The sequence below is a fragment of the Janthinobacterium sp. PSPC1-1 genome (assembly GCF_049897625.1).
Classification (GTDB): domain Bacteria; phylum Pseudomonadota; class Gammaproteobacteria; order Burkholderiales; family Burkholderiaceae_D; genus Janthinobacterium; species Janthinobacterium tructae.
Window position 1 is genome coordinate 1,501,006 of the sequence record NZ_JAFCWP010000001.1, and the last position, 17,249, is coordinate 1,518,254.

Here is a 17,249-nt window from a genome sequence, read left to right on the forward strand (position 1 = left end):
TTTGCTGCCTGATCTTTACAAGGAATCTCCCGTGCGCTGCCTGGTTATCGAAGACGAAGCTGAAACTTCCCGCTATATCTGTGCCGGCCTGCGCGAGGCAGGCCACGACGTCACCGCCTGCGACAATGGCATCGACGGCATGCGCCTGGCCTGCGGCGAAGACTGGGATGCGCTGGTGCTCGACCGCCTGCTGCCCGGCGAGATCGACGGCCTGGCCATCGTCGCGCGCCTGCGCGGCATGGGCCGCAACACGCCCGTGCTGGTGCTGTCGGCCCTGTCCAGCGTCGACGAGCGCGTGCGCGGCTTGCGCAGCGGCGGCGACGATTACCTGTCGAAACCGTTCGCCATCGCCGAACTGCTGGCCCGCATCGAGGCGCTGCTGCGGCGCGCCGCGCCCGTGCCCGAATCGACGCAGCTGCAGGTGGCCGACCTGGTGCTCGACATGCGCACCATGCGCGTGACGCGCGCCAACCGGCAAATCGCCCTGCAGCCGCGCGAATTTCGCCTGCTGGAATACCTGATGCGCCACCAGGGCCAGTCCGTCACGCGCGCCATGCTGCTCGAAGCCGTGTGGGACTACCATTTCGACCCGCAGACGAACGTCATCGATGTGCAGGTGAGCCGCTTGCGCACCAAGGTGGACAAGGAGTTTTCGCCGCCGCTGATCCACACGGTGCGCGGCGTCGGCTACACCCTGGGCGTGCTCGATGGTGCGTAACTGGCACCGTTCCATTGCGGCCCGCCTGGCGCTCGGCTATGGCGTGCTGGTGGTCGTGTCGATCAGCATCGTCTGCGCCGTCTTCTATTTCGGCACCATCGGCGTGCTCGATCGCAGCGTGGACCGCAAGCTGACCTTGCTCTCGGAGCGCCTCGCCGTGCTGTACCAGCAGGGGGGCAGCAGCCGCACGACGGCGGAAATCGCCCATCTGCTCACCGACCGCACCGACAGCGACACGGAGATTTTTTTACTGGTGGATGCCGATGGCCACCGCGTGGCCGGCAATCTGTCGTCCTGGCCTGACCTTGCCAGTCCCGTGGGCCGCCTGCTGCACCGCGACGTCACGCGCGAAGGGCGCAGGGTGCCCGCGCGCATGCTGATCCGCGACCTGGCGGGCGGCGCGCGCCTGTTCGTCGGACGCGACATGGAAGAGGGCAAGTCCATCCGTACCCTGGTGCTGCGCTCGCTGGCCTATGGCGGCGGGGTGGCCATCTTGTTGGTGGTGGCGGGCGCCTGGCTGTTCCGGCGCCAGCTCGAGGCGCGCATCGGGCAAATCCGCCGCACGGCGGGGGAAATCGAGGCAGGCGACCTGAGCCGGCGCATTCCCGTCGCCAGCGAGGATGAATTCGGCTTGCTGAGCCGCGATATCAACCGCATGCTCGACCGCATCGAACACCTGATGGAAGGCGTGCGCCACGTCTCGAACGCCATTGCGCACGACTTGCGCACGCCGCTGGGTCGCATCCGCAACAAGCTCGATGGCGCCTTGCGCCAGCAGCAGAGCGTGGCCGGCTACGAGAGTGCGGCGCAGGCGGCCATTGACGACATCGACGACCTGACGCGCGTGTTCGACAAGCTGCTGCAGATCGCAGCGGCCGAATCGGGCATGCGTCCCGAGAATTTCGACGACATCGACCTGCAGCAGATCGGCGCCGACATCGTGGAAATGTACGAGGCGACGGCTGACGAGCAGGGCGTGCTGCTGGTGCAGATGTATGGCGACAGCGTGCCGGCGCGCGGCGACCGCAACCTGCTGGGCAGCGCCCTGGCCAGCCTGGTCGACAACGCCATCAAGTATGCTGGGCCGGGCGCCACGGTGGAAGTGTCGGCCGGCAGCGATGAGCAGGGCAGCTGGCTGGCCGTGCGCGACAACGGCCCCGGCGTGCCCCGGGAAGAATTGCCGAAGCTGACGCAGCGTTTTTACCGGCTCGACAAGAGCCGCCATTTACCCGGCAATGGCCTGGGCCTGTCCATCGTGGCGGCCATCGCGGCCCTGCACGGCGGCAGCCTGGACATCGAGGATGCGGCGCCGGGCTTGCGCCTGCGCCTGCGGCTGCTGCGCTAGCCGGGCCGCACATTACCAACTTGTAACCCCCTTCGTTTTCACCTCCCCCTATCATCCGTTCTACCCGGCGTAGAGCGGCTGCGTGCGCGCAGCCGCTTTGCGCCGGGCTGTTTGCGGCCGTCGCCGCGTCCCGTTCAGTAGAGCCGTTCGCATGCAACCTTTTACCGCCATTGGCGACAACGCCGCGCCGCAGCTGCCGGCACTGCGCCAGCATGGCCACCGCCTCAAGGCCACTCTGGGCGCGCTGGTCTTTCCCCTGCAGCGCGCGCGCTGGCAAGCCTTCATCGCCGGCACGCCGGGTCTGGCGGCGCTGGCGCAAGCCCATCCCAGCCTGCTGTATAAAATCTACCGTCCCTACGCCAGCCGCCAGTTTGCTTGCGCGGCGAGGGTGGAGCTGTTGCGCGGGCATTACCGCTTCCTGTGGCAGGCCGGCGCGCGGGGGCTGGTGGAATACGCGGCGCGCCGCGCGCTGGTGCTGGCCAGCATCGAGGGCAAGGATGGCGCCACCTACCGCTTGCAACTGACGGCCATTCACGACAGCCACCGCGAAGGGGAGCTGTGCCTGCGCCTGACGCGTGACGGCGTGTCGCTGTACCTGGCCAGCTTCCTGTTCCGGCCCCAGCCTGGCGGCGCCGTCATCCAGCTGGGCGCCTTGCAGGGCTTGCGCTCGCCTGCCGGCGCCCTCGCGGTGAAAGAGGCCACGCGGGCGCTGCACGGCTGCCGGCCGAAAAACCTGATGGTGGCCGCCTTGCGCGACCTGGGCGACTTTTTCGGCTGCGGCCATCTGCACCTGGTCAGCAACGCCAACCGCATCGCGCTGAACTGGCGCCGGCGCCGCCACATCTCGTGCGACTACGACCTGGCGTGGCAGGAATTGCATGCGCTGCCCACCAGCGACGGCAATTACCGCCTGCCATGCGGCCCTTGCCGGATGCCGGACATCGAACTGGTGCCGTCGAAAAAGCGTGCCGAGGCGCGCCGCCGCAGCGCCATGCTGCTGCAACTGGCGGCGGACATGCGCTGGCAAGTGGCGGCCCTGTTGCACCCGCAATGAAAGCACCCGGCGGCATTTTTTGACCTGTGCGGCTTTTTTGCCGCGCGGCCCGGCGCAATCGGCGTGATCGGCGTATACTTATCGGCGTTCTCAACCTGAAGCCAGTCACCCCATGCCAGCACAATTCCCCACTTCGCGCATGCGCCGCCTGCGCGCGACCCCGCAACTGCGCGAGCTGTTCCGCGAGACCGAGATCAATCCGCGCGACCTGGTCCTGCCGATCTTCGTCGACGAAGGTTCCAGCGATTTCATCGACATCAAGTCCATGCCTGGCGTGCGCCGCATTCCCGAAGCGAAGCTGGCGCAGGAAGTCGAACGCTATGCGCGCGCCGGCCTGCGCTCCGTCATGACCTTCGGCATTTCGCACCACAAGGACAGCCACGGCACGGACACTCTGAACCCGGACGGCCTGGTGGCGCGCATGTCGCGCATCATCAAGGACGCCGTGCCGGAAATGGTGGTCATGTCCGACACCTGCTTCTGCGAATACACGGACCACGGCCATTGCGGCATCCTGCATGGCGACACGGTCGACAACGACAGCACGGTGCTGAACCTGGGCAAGCAGGCCGTCATCGCGGCCCAGGCGGGCGCCGACATCATCGCCCCATCGGCCGCGATGGATGGCCAGGTGGCGGCGATCCGCAGCGCGCTGGACGCGGCCGGCTTCCACGACACGCCCGTGATGGCGTATTCCACCAAGTTCGCCTCCGGCCTGTATGGCCCGTTCCGCGATGCGGCCGGCAGCACCCTGAAGGGCGACCGCAAAACCTACCAGATGGACCCGATGAACCGCCGCGAAGCGATCCGCGAGTCGCTGATCGACGAAGCCGAAGGCGCCGACGCGCTGATGGTGAAACCGGCCGGGGCGTATCTGGACATCATCCGCGACCTGCGCGAAGTGACGCGCCTGCCGATCGGCGCCTACCAGGTCAGCGGCGAATACGCGATGATCAAGTTCGCCGCACAGGCGGGCGCCATCGACGAGCGCCGCGTGGTGCAGGAAACCCTGGGCGCCATCAAGCGCGCGGGCGCAGACATGATCTTTACTTACTTCGCGATGGATGTGCTGAATAATCCGTATTGAGCATTCCCGTCAAGTTGGTGCTTATTTTTACCCCAAAAGCAAGAGCTGGGGTCAGACCCGCCGGGACTCGGCGTCCCCGTCTGACCCCGGAATTTGCCGTTGGGTTTTATTTATTTATTTAGCCATGCCCCTGAAAATCTCCCGCATCCTGCACGCCGGCTATGTCTTCGAATGCGAAGGCACGGCCATCGCCTTCGACCCCATCGTCGAAAATCCGTTCAGCCGTAACTGCCACGCGTTTCCGTCCGTGCGCTTCGACCTCGATGCCGTGCGCCGGCTGCGCTGGGATGCCGTCTTCATCTCGCACTTCCACGATGACCACTGCTCGCTCGACAGTCTCGATGTGCTCGACCGCGCCACGCCCATCTACCTGTACTGCGTCTTCGACGAGCTGTTCGTCATGCTGCGCGCGCTGGGTTTTACCACCGTCGAGCGCCTGCACGTCGACGTGCCCGTGCGCGTGGGCCCCATCGAAGTGATCCCGCGCCGCGCGCTGGACGACGATGTCGACTCGCTGTTCCAGGTGCGCGCCGCCGGCCTGAATGTGCTCAACGTCGTCGATTCCTGGATCGGACCCGAAACCCTGGCGCAGCTGGCCGCGTTTGCGCCCTGGGACATGGTCTTGTGGCCGTTCCAGACCATGCGCGAGCTCGCCGTCATCGCGCCGTCGCTGGCAGCGCAGGGGCCAGTCGAGCTTCCCGACGACTGGGTGCCGCAACTGCGCGCGCTGGCGCCCCGTTACCTCGTGCCCAGCTCTTGCCAGTTCGTGCAGGAAGACTGGTCCTGGTACAACCATGCGATGTTCCCGATTACCTACCGCCGCTTTGCCGATGAAATCGGCGCCGCGCTGCCGGACGCGCACATCTTCCGCCTCGACCCGTCGACGTCCGTGCTGCTCGACGCGCACGGCCTGGCGCCGGCCGCGCCGCTGCCCTGGGTCATCCCCGTCGGGACGCAGGACGTCGATTTCGACTACCGCCCCGATGCGCCGCCGCCCGCGACCGCCGACATCGCCCGGCGTTTCGCGCCCCTGAGCGATGCCGATGCGGCGCTGGTGCTCGATTTTTGCCAGCATGGCTTGCTCGAACGCTACCGCGACATGGAACTGCCCGAGGATAGTTACTTCCAAATCCCGCGCCTGTGGCGCCTGGCCCTGTACGGCCATGACGGCGCAGCCACCGTCCTGCACTACCGCACGCACGGCGACTTGATCGACCTGGTGCCGGACACGGGCGAGGCGCCGGGCTGGACCACCGAGGTGCCGCTGGTGAAATGCCATGCGGCGCTGGCGCTGGGTGAATCGCTGACCTCGATGTACATGCGCATCAACGATGGCCCTTTCGATGCGGCCACGCGGGCCGAACTGGAAGAGGCCGACATCGTTGACGACCCCCTGATCCGCTGCCTGTTCAACGACGCCATCGGCGCCTACCAGGCGGCGCAGCTGAAGCGCCTTTTGGCGCGGCCTGAAGGAAATGGCGCGACGCGGTAAGATAGCTGCTTCTGAATGAAGAGGAACGACACCATGGCACAAGACAACGAGACCGCGATCCTGGCTGGCGGCTGCTTTTGGGGCGTGCAAGACTTGCTGCGCCGCTATCCGGGCGTGCTTGCCACGCGCGTGGGCTACAGCGGCGGCGACGTGGCCAACGCCACCTACCGCAACCATGGCACGCATGCGGAAGCGATCGAAATCATCTTCGACCCGAACACCATCAGCTACCGCAAGATCCTGGAATTGTTCTTCCAGATCCACGACCCCAGCACGCCGGACCGCCAGGGCAACGACCGCGGCACCAGCTATCGCTCGGCCATCTTTTATACCAGCGACGAGCAAAAAAAGGTGGCCGAAGACACCATCCGCGACGTCGACGCCTCCGGTCTGTGGCCCGGCAAGGTGGTGACCGAAGTGGCGCCGGCCGGCCCGTTCTGGGAAGCGGAAGCGGAGCATCAGGATTATCTGCAGCGCTTGCCGCACGGCTATACTTGCCACTACATCCGGCCGGACTGGGTCTTGCCGCAGCGTCAACAATAAGCGTCACGGGAGGCGGCCATGCGCTATTGGCAGGTGGAGCGGCGGCAGGCGGAAGGCCAGCTGGACCTGGGGCGCGCCCTCGATCTGCTGGCCGCCATCGGCCATGCCGACGTGAATGCCATGGCGGGCGCCATCCTGAAAACGGCCGGCACGGCCGCCTCCATCGCCCAGTGCACGATCTTTGCCTATGAATTCGGCAACCGGCCCCGCACGGTGGCCGTGGCCGACCGGCGTGGCGGGCGTTTTTTGCAGGATATCGCCGACAGCTACGCGCGCCACTACTATGCGCTCGACGGCAACCAGAGCGTCATCGCGCCAGCCCGCCAGCCGAAGCTGGACCCCGCCATCGTGCTGCACCAGCAGGCCAGCGACGAGATCTGCCACCCGGGCTACCGCGCCGTCTGCTATCAAAGACCGAATGTGTCGGACCGGCTGTCCCTGCTGGTGCAGCCGGCCGGCGACATCTGGCTATCCGTCAATTTTTACCGCGATAGCAGCCAGGGCCAGTTCCAGCCCGGCGAAATCGCCGCCATCGAAACCTTGTCGCCGCTGTTCGCGTATGCGGCCAGACACCACTACAGCGTCAATGGCCAGCCCGCGCAAGGCGTTTCGCCCATGATGCTGGCCAGGTTGCGCCAGCATTGCCCCGCCCTGAGCAAGCGCGAACTGGACGTGCTGCGCTGTGTGCTCGAAGGCCTCACGGCTGTGGAAATCGCCGAAACCATGGGCGTGCAGCCATCGAGCGTCATCACGTATCAAAAGCGCGCGTATAAACGCCTGGGCATTTCCAGCCAGCGTCAGTTGTTCGCCCTGTGCATGGCGCCAGCGCCTGTCTAGTCCCTTCGGCGTAGGGATGGCTCCGCCTTTTTGACTGTTTTGCCCGGCAGTTGTCCCCAAAATGGGGACAGCTGCCGGCATCGTCGTCTGCATACTGTGTTTCAAGCCGGGATTACCCGGCCGCCCTTACCCAAGAACAACAACAAGGGGAGGGCGACACCTTATGGAGACAAGCATGACCCGCGCCACACAAGCCACCAACGCGCCCGTTCTCGACGCGGCCACCAATCAACTGGAACAGCAGGTAATGCGCAAGGTATCGCGCCATTTGCTGGGATTCTTGTTCCTGCTGTTCGTTTTTTCCTTTCTTGACCGCATCAACATCGGCTTCGCCGGCCTGACCATGATGCAAGACCTGGGACTGTCCGGCACCCAGTTCGGCTTTGCCACCACCTTGTTTTACATTGCCTACATCGCGTGCAGCATCCCAAGCAACATCGTGCTGGCCCGCATCGGCGCCCGTAAATGGATAGGCAGCATGATGATCGCCTGGGGCCTGGCCTCGACGGCGACCCTGTTCGCCAGTGGCCCGGCCAGCCTGTATGCGCTGCGCTTCCTGGTCGGCGTGACGGAGGCGGGCTTTTTGCCCGGCATGTTGCTGTACCTGACGTACTGGTTTCCCAGCGCCTACCGGGCGCGCGCCAACGCCCTGTTCATGATCGCCATGCCGGTCACGGCTGCCGTCGGTTCGGCCTTGTCGGGACTGATCCTGGGCCTGGATGGCCACTGGGGCTTGAAGGGCTGGCAATGGCTGTTCTTGCTCGAAGGCATGCCATCCGTGCTGCTGGGCCTGGCCGTGTACGGCTATCTGGACGATTCGCCCAACAAGGCGAACTGGCTGGGCAAGCTGGAACAGCAGGTGCTGGCGCGCATGCTGGCGGCCGAGTACAAGCCGGTGGCGCAGGAGCAGAAGACCTCCGTGCTGGCGGAAATGCTGTCGCCCACGGTATTGAAATTCGGCATCGCCTATTTTTGCCTGGTCAACACCCTGGCGATGGTGGCCGTGTGGACGCCGCTGATCGTGAAAAGTTTCAGCGGCAACGCCAGCAACACGCAGATCGGTCTGCTGGCCGCCATTCCGCAAGTATGCACCGTGATCGGCATGATTCTGTGGGGCCGCCGCTCGGACCGCTTGCAGGAGCGCCGCTGGCACATCGTCTGGCCCATGCTGCTGTCGGCCGGCGGCTGGCTCTTCACCGCGTACTCCGGCAATCCCGTGGTGCAGTTGCTGGGCGTGTGCATGGCTTCGACGGGCGCGTATACCGCCATGTCCGTCTTCTGGACCACGCCGGACCGGGCCCTGAGCCTGGGCGCGCGCGCCATCGGCATCGCCGTCATCAATGCCACGGGCAATATCGGCTCGGCCCTGAATCCCGTCGTGGTGGGCTGGCTGAAGGATGTCACGCACAGCTTTGCCACGGGCTTGCTGTACGCCAGCGTGCTGCTGGTGGCGGGCGCGGCCATCGTGCTGACACTGCCCATCGCGCGCAGTAGCAAATAGTATTGTCGAATATTGTTGAAGAGGAAACATCATGAGCGATACATTCCACCCTTATCCCCATGTGCCGAAGCTGTATCCGCCCGGCAAACCTGCCGGTGCCGGCATCGAGCACGTGCCGGTGCTGATCGTCGGCGGCGGTCCCGTGGGCCTGGCCACGGCCCTGGGCCTGGCGTGCCACGGCGTGCGCTCGGTGCTGATCGAAGCGGACGATGGCGTCTGCACGGGCAGCCGCGCCATCTGCATCTCGCGGCGCAGCCTGGAAATCATCGACCGCCTGGGCGCGCTCGACGGTTTTATGAGCAAAGGCTTGCCGTGGGCGGGCGGGCGCAGCTTTTACCGCGACGAGGAAGTGCTGCACTTTACGATGCCGCAAGACGCGCAGCAGAAATTGCCGCCCATGCTCAACCTGGCGCAATACCATATCGAGCAATTCCTGCTCGATGCAGCCGAACGCCAGAGCGAGCTGATCGATATCCGCTGGCAAACACGGGTGACCGGCGTGGAGCAGCGCGCCGATGGCGCCACGGTCACCGTGGCCACGCCCGATGAAACCTACAAAATCGAGGCGGACTGGCTGGTGGCGGCCGATGGCGGGCGCAGCGCCGTGCGCGAGGCGCTGGGCTTCAAATTGCAAGGCACCAGCTATGAAGGGCGCTATGTGATCGTCGATATCCACCTGAAGAGCGAGCGCCCGACGGAGCGCCTCGCGTATTTCGACCCGCCATCGAATCCCGGCTCGACCGTGCTGGTGCACAAGCAGCCCGACGATATCTGGCGCATCGATTACCAGCTGCGCGACGACGAGGATGCGCAGGCGGCCGTGCTGCTGGAAAACGTGGCGCCGCGCGTGGACAGCCTGCTGGCCATGATGGGGGAAACAGCGCCCTGGCATCCCGTGTGGATCACCATTTACAAGGCCAACGCCTTGACCCTGGACAAATACCGGCACGGCGCCGTGCTGTTCGCCGGCGATGCGGCCCACCTGGTGCCCATCTTCGGCGTGCGCGGAGCGAACTCCGGCATCGACGATGCCGACAACCTGGCCTGGAAACTGGCGTATGTGGTCAAGGGCCGGGCGCCACAGGGGCTGCTGGACAGCTATTCCGACGAACGCGTGTTCGCCGCCCGTGAAAACCTGCGCCACGGCACCAAAAGCACGGAATTCATGGCGCCGCCCACCTTCGCTTTCGAGCTGATGCGCACGGCCGTGCTGGGCCTGGCGGGCAAGCATGCGCACGTGCGCTCGCTGATCAACCCGCGCCAGACCAGCGCCATCGCGTATGCGCGGTCGCCCCTGAATGCGGTTGACGCGGACGTGTTTGCAACTGGTCCCGCGCCGGGCACGGTCTTGCCAGAATGCCCGCTGGCGCTGCCGCACAACGGCGGACAAAAAGCCGGGTATATTACCGATCTGGTGCTGCGCGCCGCTGGTGCTTTCACGGGCCTGTATTTCAGCGAGGATGGGGCCGTGCCAGCCGAACTGCTGGCGCTGGGCGACACCTTGCCGTTGAGTACCGTGGCGATCAGCCGCAGCGGGGCGCAAGAGTGCGCCTGGGACCACACGGCGCGGGTATTCTCGCTATTCGACGCGCAGCCAGGCACGTTTTACCTGGTGCGTCCGGACGGCCACGTGCTGGGGCGCTGGCGGCAAGTGCAGGCGGGGCAGGTGGCGCAGGCGCTGGCGAGGATATTAGCGAGTTAAGCCCAACGGCAAATTCCGGGGTCGGACCCTGAGGGTCCGACCCCAGCTGTTCCGCCTTTCGGGTTGAAATGGGCGAATGTAATACATCAAGATCAGGAGATAATATGACCGACATCGAACTCGATAATTTGTACACCGAGCTGTGCCACACCATGGGCGGCCTGGGCGAACAGCGCTCGCCGCTGTTCCTGGCCCGCTTTGCCTTGCTGGCCATGGGCGCCATCGGCCAGGCCGACGTGGTGCAGGGCTTGCTGCGCGACGCGGCCGACGGCCTGGCGGAAAACGCATGACAGGCGCCGGCTACCAAAGCGGCTTCGGCAACGAATTTGCCACGGAAGCCATCGCCGGCGCCTTGCCGCAGGGGCAAAATTCGCCGCAGCAAGCGCCCCTGGGCCTGTATGCGGAACAATTGTCGGGCACGGCCTTCACGGCGCCGCGCGCGCAGAACCGGCGCTCCTGGCTGTACCGCATCCGTCCCGCCAGCCAGCATCCGCCGTTTACCTTGCTGCAAAATACCCGCATCGTCAGCGATTTTCACGCCATGCCCCCCACGCCGCCGAACCAGCTGCGCTGGGACCCGCTGCCGTTGCCCGACAGCGGCACGCCGGTCGACTTCATCGACGGCTGGCAAACCATGGCCGGCAACGGCAGTGCCGAAGCGATGAGCGGCTGCGCCATCCACGTGTATGCGGCCAACTGTTCCATGCAGCGCTTCTTTTACTCGGCCGATGGCGAATTGCTGGTCGTGCCGCAGGAAGGCCGGCTGGCGATCGCCACGGAACTGGGCTTGATCGAACTGGAACCGCAGGAAATCGCCGTCATTCCCCGTGGCGTGCGCTTCCGCGTGACCCTGCCGGACGGCCAGGCGCGCGGCTATGTGTGTGAAAACTTCGGCACGGCTTTTCGTTTGCCCGACATGGGGCCCATCGGCTCGAATGGCCTGGCCAACAGCCGCGATTTCCTCACGCCGCACGCGGCCTACGAGGATATCGACGGCGAGTGCGAATTGCTGGCCAAGTTCGGCGGCCATTTGTGGCGCACGACGCTCGACCATTCGCCGCTGGACGTGGTGGCCTGGCACGGCAATTACGCGCCGTACAAATATGATTTGCGCCGTTTTAACACCATCGGCTCGATCAGCTACGACCATCCCGACCCGTCGATCTTCCTTGTGCTGCAGGCGCCGAGCGAAAACCCGCTGCTGGGCGCCATCGACTTTGCCATCTTCCCGCCGCGCTGGCTGGCCGCCGAGCATACGTTCCGGCCGCCGTGGTTCCACCGCAACGTGGCCAGCGAATTCATGGGCCTGATCCACGGCGTGTACGACGCCAAGGCGGCCGGTTTCGTGCCGGGCGGCGCGAGCCTGCACAACTGCATGTCCGGCCACGGTCCCGATGCACAAACGTTCGAACGCGCCTCGCACAGCGACACTTCCGCACCCGCGAAGGTGGCCGACACCATGGCCTTCATGTTCGAGACGCGCACCATCCTCAAGCCCACGCCGTTCGCCCTGGACGGCGGCCTGCTGCAGAACGACTATTTCGAATGCTGGCAAGGCTTGCGCAAGCATTTCGATCCGGACCAGGCTTAGTCTGGCTTTGCTCAGGCGGCCCGCGCCCCCGCCACCGTGTGCGGGTTGGCGGGCCGCACCAGTCCCAAATGGCCGCGCAAGGTGCTGGCCGCATACTCGGTGCGGAACAGGCCGCGCCGCTGCAGTTCCGGTACCACCAGCCGCGTAAAATCCTCGAAGCCTTGCGGCAGCAGCGGCGGCACGACGTTGAAACCGTCCGCGCCCCGTTCCACGAACCACTGCTCCAACAGGTCGGCCACCGTCTTGACGGAGCCGATGGCTTGCAGATGGCCACGCGCCACGCGAAAGCGCAGCACCAGTTGGCGCAAGGTGAGGTTCTCGCGGCGGGCCAGCTCCAACTGCTGCAGGAAGCGCCCCTTGCCATTCTCGCCCGCCTGGTAGGGCAGGTCGGGCAGGGGGCCGTCGAGCGGATAGCCGGACAAGTCGAAACCGCCAAATTCCAGATTGCTGAAGTCGACCAGCGCCTGCAGTTCGCCGAACTGGTCCTGCGCCTGCTGGTCGCTTTCCGCCACCACCACCGACAGGCCCGGCGTGACTTTCAGCTGATCTTCGGCGCGCCCGTATTTCGCCATGCGCCCCTTGACGTCCGCATAATACGCTTGCGCCACGGGCAGCGAGGTGGCCGAGCAATACACCATCTCGGCCTGGCGCGCGGCAAATTCACGGCCTGCCTCGGAATTGCCCGCCTGGACCAGCACCGGGTGGCCCTGCAAGGGACGGGGCAAGTCCAGCAAGCCGCGCGAGGCAAAATACTCGCCCTGGAAGTCGAGCGCATGGCCTTGTGCGGGCGCGTAAAACTGGCCGCCGGCGCGGTCGGGCCGGTCGAACGCATCGTCATCCCAGCTATCCCACAGGGCCTTGGACAGGGCGATGAATTCATCGGCGCGCGCATAGCGCTGCGCATGGCTGCGCGGTGCATCGATGCCGAAATTGCGCGCCGTGTGTTCGCCAAACGAGGAGACGACATTCCAGCCCGCGCGCCCGCCGCTCAGGTGGTCGAGCGAACTGAATTTGCGCGCCACGTGGTACGGGTGTTCGTAATTGGTGTTGACGGTGGCGATCAGGCCGATATGGCTGGTGACGGCGGCAATCGCCGACAGCAGGGTGAAAGGTTCGAAGGGCAGGCCGATGGCGGCGCGGCCCGTCTCGGGCGTGACCTCGCCGGCGCGGCCGATGAAGTCGGCGATAAAAAAACTGTCGAACCTGGCCGCCTCGGCAAGCCGGGCGGCGCGCAGCCACCAGGCCAGGTCGGGCCGGCCGCTGGCGCTGGCAGACGGATGGCGCCAGGCGGCGGGATGGTGGCCGTGACGTTGCAAAAAGACGTTCAGGACAAGCTGGCGTGCTGGCATGGGGGCTCCGTGGTAGGCAGGCGACATTGCCTGCTCCTTTGCTGCAGCAAGGTTCGGGCCAACGCCCCGCATATGCAAAATCCGGATAAGCTAGCGCGGCACCATTCGTTCACGCCTGGCGATGGCGCGCGGTATAGTCGGCCCATGGAACTCTTAGCCCACAATTTCAGCAGCGATTTCGCGCGCAGCGCCCACCTTGCCCGCGGCGCCGGCGATGACGGCGATAGCGAGGCGCTGGTCGCCTTCCGCGACCCGCAGCAAATGAGCTTGCTGGTGCGCGCCACGGCCTTTGTCTTTGCCGACCCCCGTTCGCGCCAGTTGCACGAACTGATCGAACGCATCGCTCCCAGCGAGGCGACGGTGCTGATCACGGGCGAAACAGGGACGGGCAAGGAACTCATTGCGCGCCATGTGCACGGCTTGAGCGGGCGCGCCGAGCAGACCTTTGTGGCGATTAACTGCGGCGCCTTTTCCGAAACCCTGGTCGAGAGCGAACTGTTTGGCTACGAAAAAGGCGCGTTTACGGGCGCGCAGCAGGGTAAACCTGGCTGGTTCGAGACGGCCAGCGGCGGCACCCTGTTCCTCGACGAAATCGGCGACTTGCCGCTGGCGATGCAGGTCAAGCTGCTGCGCGTGCTGCAGGAGCGCGAAGTGGTGCGCCTGGGCGCGCGGCGCGCCATCCCCATCGACGTGCGCCTGATCGCGGCCACCAATGTGGACCTCGCCGAAGCCGTGCGGGCCGGGCGCTTCCGCGAAGACCTGTATTACCGGCTGCAGGTGATCGGCTTGCCGCTGCGCCCCTTGCGCGAGCGCCCGGGCGACATCATGCCGCTGACGCGCCACTTCATGGCCATCTATGCGCAGCGCTTGCACCTGGGCGAGGTGGAACTGGGCCCTGACGCGCAGCAAGCCTTGCTGGCGTATCCATGGCCGGGCAATATCCGCGAACTGGAAAACGTCATCCACCGCGCGCTGCTGGTTTGCCGCAGCGGCGTGGTGCGCGCCGAAGACCTGAGTTTGTCGGGCTGGCATCGCGCACTTGCCACGTCTCCCGCGCCAGCGCCCGCATCTGCCCCTGTCCCCGTTCTGGACACCTGGGCTGGCGCTGCCGATATCGCCTACACGGCCCACGGCGCGGCCGGGCAGGATGACTTGCTGGCGGCCGAACGTTTCGCCCGTGCCTGGCAAGCCTTGCTCGACTCGGGCGAGGCAGTGGAATTCGAAGCCATGCAGCAGGAACTGGTGCGCGCCGCGTGGGAGCGCAATGAGCGCAACCAGGTGCGCACGGCCAAGCACCTGAATCTCAGCCGTAACATCCTGCGCACTTTTTTGAAAAAGGCGGGCGCCATCGACTAGGCGCATGACCAATCTCCTGGAGCCGGACCCGCAGCGATGCGGTTCCGGCTTTTTTTTATGCTGCTGCGCGCGCAGCACGCTGCTGCCGTGGGTGCAGCGGATTGCTGCCAAATCAGCAGCGAAGGGCGCTGGCGGGTGCACGCGGCATGGCATGTTTTCTGCGAGGAGGAAAGGGCAGGTCTGTGTGCGCATTGCTCACCATGCGCGTGCAGCCCCTTTCTTCGATCCACGACAGGAGTCCATGCATGACCATCGAATTCATCTGGCAATTGCCCACCAGCGGCGACGGCCGTTACGCGGCGCCCGGCATCACGCGCAGGGGCGAGCGAAATGCTGGCGCCCCCAGCCCGTTGCAGGCGGGCGTGAGCGACCCGCGCGGCGCGCGTCCGCCGTTCAATTATTTCGACTACCTGCACCAGATCGCCCGCGCCGCCGATCTTTCCGGCTTCGACGGCATCCAGATACGCCACGATACGCAGGGTGACGAAAGCTGGATCGTCGCCGGTTACCTGGCGCGCAGCACGCGCCATCTGAAACTGATCGCCGAATTCGACGCCGCCTGGGGTTCTGCCGTGTACGCGGCAAAGAACGCCGTCAGCTTCCAGCGCTTCACGGGCGGGCGCTTCGCCTGGCAAATCGGTCATGGCGGCGATGCGGCAGCGCGCCGGCGCCAGGGCGATGCGGCGCCGGACGCCGATATTCTGCCCCGCATCGATGAATTCATCACGGTGGCGCGCGGCGTGCAAAGCACATCACCGTTCAGCTTCAAGGGCAAGTTCTTCGAAGTGCAGGACGGCGGCTTCAAGGGGCCGCTGGCGAACCATCCTGTGAATAGTATTTACCTGACGGGGGAGACGCCCGAGGCGCTGGCCTTGTCGGCGCGCCAGGCCGACGTGCACGTGTTTGACGCGGCGCCCGCGACGGACCTGCAGCCTTCCATCGACAGCCTGCAAGCGCAGGCGCGCCACTTGGGCCGCACGGTGGCGGCGGGCTTGCGCATCGACGTGCTGGCCCGTGAAACCTTCGACGAAGCCTTGCGCGACGCGCGCCGCTACCGCAGCGGGGCGGGTCTGCCCGACGACGCTCCGTTGAATGAGAGCACGACGGCCAGCGCTGCGGCCTTCTGGCCCGGCTTTGCGCAAGCGCAAACGGGCGCCCACGGCGCCCTGGTCGGCAGCTATGAACAGGTCAGCGCGGCGTTGCAAGCCTACGCGCAGGCCGGTGTGTCGAGCTTCGTGCTGGCGGCCATCCCCCATTTCGAGGAAGCCTATCGCATCGGCGAACACGTGCTGCCACGCGTGCGTGCAGCGTTGAGCGCGCAGCTGCAAGCGGCTTGAGTTCCTGTATTCAACCTACTGAAGGAGTACCTTGATGGCAATCGATTTTTTCTGGCGCATCCCCACACATGGCGAACCGAGTTCGCACCGCGCCCGCACGCCGTTTCGCGGCGACTGGTTTCCCGGCAATGACAACCTGCGCCAGGCGGGCCTCGGTGGCGGCGGCACCGACGGTTTTACCTACATCGACTACCTGGCGGAAATCGCCCGTGCGGCCGAGATATCGGGCTTCCAGGGCGGCTTGATACCTTCCTTTCCCATGACGGATGAACCGTGGGCCATTTCCGCGCTGCTGGCGCGCGAGACGAGCACCTTCCGCTTCATGATCCCGTTCCAGCCCGGTTTTTTGAACCCCGTGGTGGCAGCGCGCATGACGGCCAGCCTGCAGCGGGCCACGGGCGGCCGGGCCTTGTACAACGTCATCACGGGCGGTGGCGGCCCGGCGCAGCTGTGGTGGGGCGATTCGGCCGGCCACGACGACCGCTACACGCGCACGACGGAATTTCTCGATGTGGTGCGCGGCGTGTGGCGCGGCGGGCCGTTTTCCTACCAGGGCAAGTTCTACCAGGTGGAAGACGCGGGCCTGGCCACGCCCCTGTCCGAGCAGGATTTCCCCGAAATTTACTTTTCCGGCTCGTCCGACGCGGCCCTCGGTTCCGCCTCGAAGCACGCCGATTACTACCTGACGTGGCTGGAACCGTTCGAGCAGCTGCGCGAGAAATTCGCCCGCGTGCATGAAAAGACGGCGCTCCTGGGGCGCAAGATCAAGTGCGCCGTGCGCGTCGACATCGTGGCCCGCGCCACGGAAGAAGAGGCGTGGGACGAGGTGCGCAAGGGCTTTGAGACCGTGGATGCCGCCACCCTGCGCCAGTTCCTCGGCGCCGATGGCGGCGATTCCGTGGGCGCGGCGCGCCAGCGGGGCAACCGTCCGACCACCCTGAACAGCTACAAGGACTTGATCACGGCGCCGAATATCTGGTCCGGCTTCAACCTGCTGCGCGGCGGGCAGACGCAGGGCATCGTCGGCAGCTACCAGCAGGTGGCCGAACGCCTCGACGAACTGGTGCAACTGGGCGCCGACGCTTTCATCCTGGCCAGCACGCCGCACCTGGAAGAAGCGTACCGGGTGGGCGAGGAGGTGCTGCCGCTGGTGCGTGGCCATGGTGCCGCCTTGCTGCGCGCCGCCTGAGTATCCCCTGTTGCCGCGACAGCAGCGCCACCGCCTGCTGTCGCGCAGGCAGCACGCGGCGGCGCCGCTGCTGCCAAATCAACAGCACTATCATCATGATAGTCTTCCTTTTAAATCAAGCACTTAGCGTATATATTGCTGCACTGCG

At 65.7% G+C, this 17,249-nt stretch carries 15 protein-coding genes; 14 read left to right on the forward strand and 1 reads right to left on the reverse strand.

The features are described from left to right. The first annotated feature begins 31 nt into the window (after window positions 1-31). The 11 genes from ACP7EG_RS06645 to hmgA all read left to right on the forward strand — a co-directional run bounded on the left by ACP7EG_RS06645 (window position 32) and on the right by hmgA (window position 11,870). Window positions 32-718 (forward strand): winged helix-turn-helix domain-containing protein, encoded by a 687-nt coding sequence (locus tag ACP7EG_RS06645; RefSeq protein WP_071077124.1) that lies wholly within the window; start codon window positions 32-34, stop codon window positions 716-718. After that, entirely contained in the window at window positions 708-2,063 is a 1,356-nt protein-coding gene (locus tag ACP7EG_RS06650; RefSeq protein WP_426086964.1) for a sensor histidine kinase, read from the forward strand. Before ACP7EG_RS06645 ends, ACP7EG_RS06650 begins: the two co-directional genes overlap by 11 nt. A gap of 151 nt (window positions 2,064-2,214) precedes the next feature. Beyond that, a complete protein-coding gene (locus ACP7EG_RS06655) occupies window positions 2,215-3,117 on the forward strand; it encodes a VirK/YbjX family protein (RefSeq protein ID WP_426086965.1) in 903 nt (300 codons plus the stop codon). Between the two features lie 112 nt (window positions 3,118-3,229). Then, entirely contained in the window at window positions 3,230-4,204 is a 975-nt protein-coding gene (hemB, locus tag ACP7EG_RS06660; protein ID WP_100873238.1) for a porphobilinogen synthase, read from the forward strand. A gap of 124 nt (window positions 4,205-4,328) precedes the next feature. After that, window positions 4,329-5,696 carry an MBL fold metallo-hydrolase gene (locus ACP7EG_RS06665; protein ID WP_426086966.1) on the forward strand — a complete coding sequence of 456 codons (1,368 nt, stop codon included), beginning with the start codon at window positions 4,329-4,331 and terminating at the stop codon, window positions 5,694-5,696. Window positions 5,697-5,729: 33 nt separating this feature from the next. After that, window positions 5,730-6,239 (forward strand): peptide-methionine (S)-S-oxide reductase MsrA, encoded by a 510-nt coding sequence (msrA, locus tag ACP7EG_RS06670; RefSeq protein ID WP_426086967.1) that lies wholly within the window; start codon window positions 5,730-5,732, stop codon window positions 6,237-6,239. 18 nt (window positions 6,240-6,257) lie between these two features. Next, entirely contained in the window at window positions 6,258-7,076 is an 819-nt protein-coding gene (locus tag ACP7EG_RS06675; protein WP_426086968.1) for a helix-turn-helix domain-containing protein, read from the forward strand. A 175-nt stretch (window positions 7,077-7,251) separates the two neighbouring features. After that, a complete protein-coding gene (locus ACP7EG_RS06680) occupies window positions 7,252-8,577 on the forward strand; it encodes an MFS transporter (RefSeq protein ID WP_426086969.1) in 1,326 nt (441 codons plus the stop codon). A gap of 31 nt (window positions 8,578-8,608) precedes the next feature. Next, window positions 8,609-10,279 carry an FAD-dependent oxidoreductase gene (locus tag ACP7EG_RS06685; RefSeq protein WP_426086971.1) on the forward strand — a complete coding sequence of 557 codons (1,671 nt, stop codon included), beginning with the start codon at window positions 8,609-8,611 and terminating at the stop codon, window positions 10,277-10,279. A 104-nt stretch (window positions 10,280-10,383) separates the two neighbouring features. Continuing rightward, window positions 10,384-10,569 (forward strand): hypothetical protein, encoded by a 186-nt coding sequence (locus ACP7EG_RS06690; protein ID WP_219134274.1) that lies wholly within the window; start codon window positions 10,384-10,386, stop codon window positions 10,567-10,569. Continuing rightward, a complete protein-coding gene (gene hmgA / locus ACP7EG_RS06695; RefSeq protein ID WP_426086972.1) occupies window positions 10,566-11,870 on the forward strand; it encodes a homogentisate 1,2-dioxygenase in 1,305 nt (434 codons plus the stop codon). Before ACP7EG_RS06690 ends, hmgA begins: the two co-directional genes overlap by 4 nt. Before the next feature lie 11 nt (window positions 11,871-11,881). Here hmgA and ACP7EG_RS06700 read toward each other — a convergent pair whose 3' ends face one another. Then, window positions 11,882-13,219: an LLM class flavin-dependent oxidoreductase gene (locus tag ACP7EG_RS06700; protein WP_426086973.1), complete on the reverse strand. Its 1,338-nt coding sequence runs from the start codon at window positions 13,217-13,219 to the stop codon at window positions 11,882-11,884. Between the two features lie 144 nt (window positions 13,220-13,363). Here ACP7EG_RS06700 and ACP7EG_RS06705 point away from each other — a divergent pair, with 144 nt between their 5' ends. The 3 genes from ACP7EG_RS06705 (at window position 13,364) to ACP7EG_RS06715 (ending at window position 17,101) form a co-directional block, all read left to right on the forward strand. After that, window positions 13,364-14,575, forward strand: coding sequence for a sigma-54 interaction domain-containing protein (locus ACP7EG_RS06705; protein ID WP_426086974.1), 1,212 nt, complete (start codon window positions 13,364-13,366; stop codon window positions 14,573-14,575). Window positions 14,576-14,820: 245 nt separating this feature from the next. After that, on the forward strand, window positions 14,821-15,912 hold the full coding sequence (locus tag ACP7EG_RS06710) for an LLM class flavin-dependent oxidoreductase (protein ID WP_426086976.1): 1,092 nt from the start codon (window positions 14,821-14,823) through the stop codon (window positions 15,910-15,912). A 34-nt stretch (window positions 15,913-15,946) separates the two neighbouring features. Then, on the forward strand, window positions 15,947-17,101 hold the full coding sequence (locus ACP7EG_RS06715; protein WP_426086977.1) for an LLM class flavin-dependent oxidoreductase: 1,155 nt from the start codon (window positions 15,947-15,949) through the stop codon (window positions 17,099-17,101). Window positions 17,102-17,249: the final 148 nt, after the last annotated feature.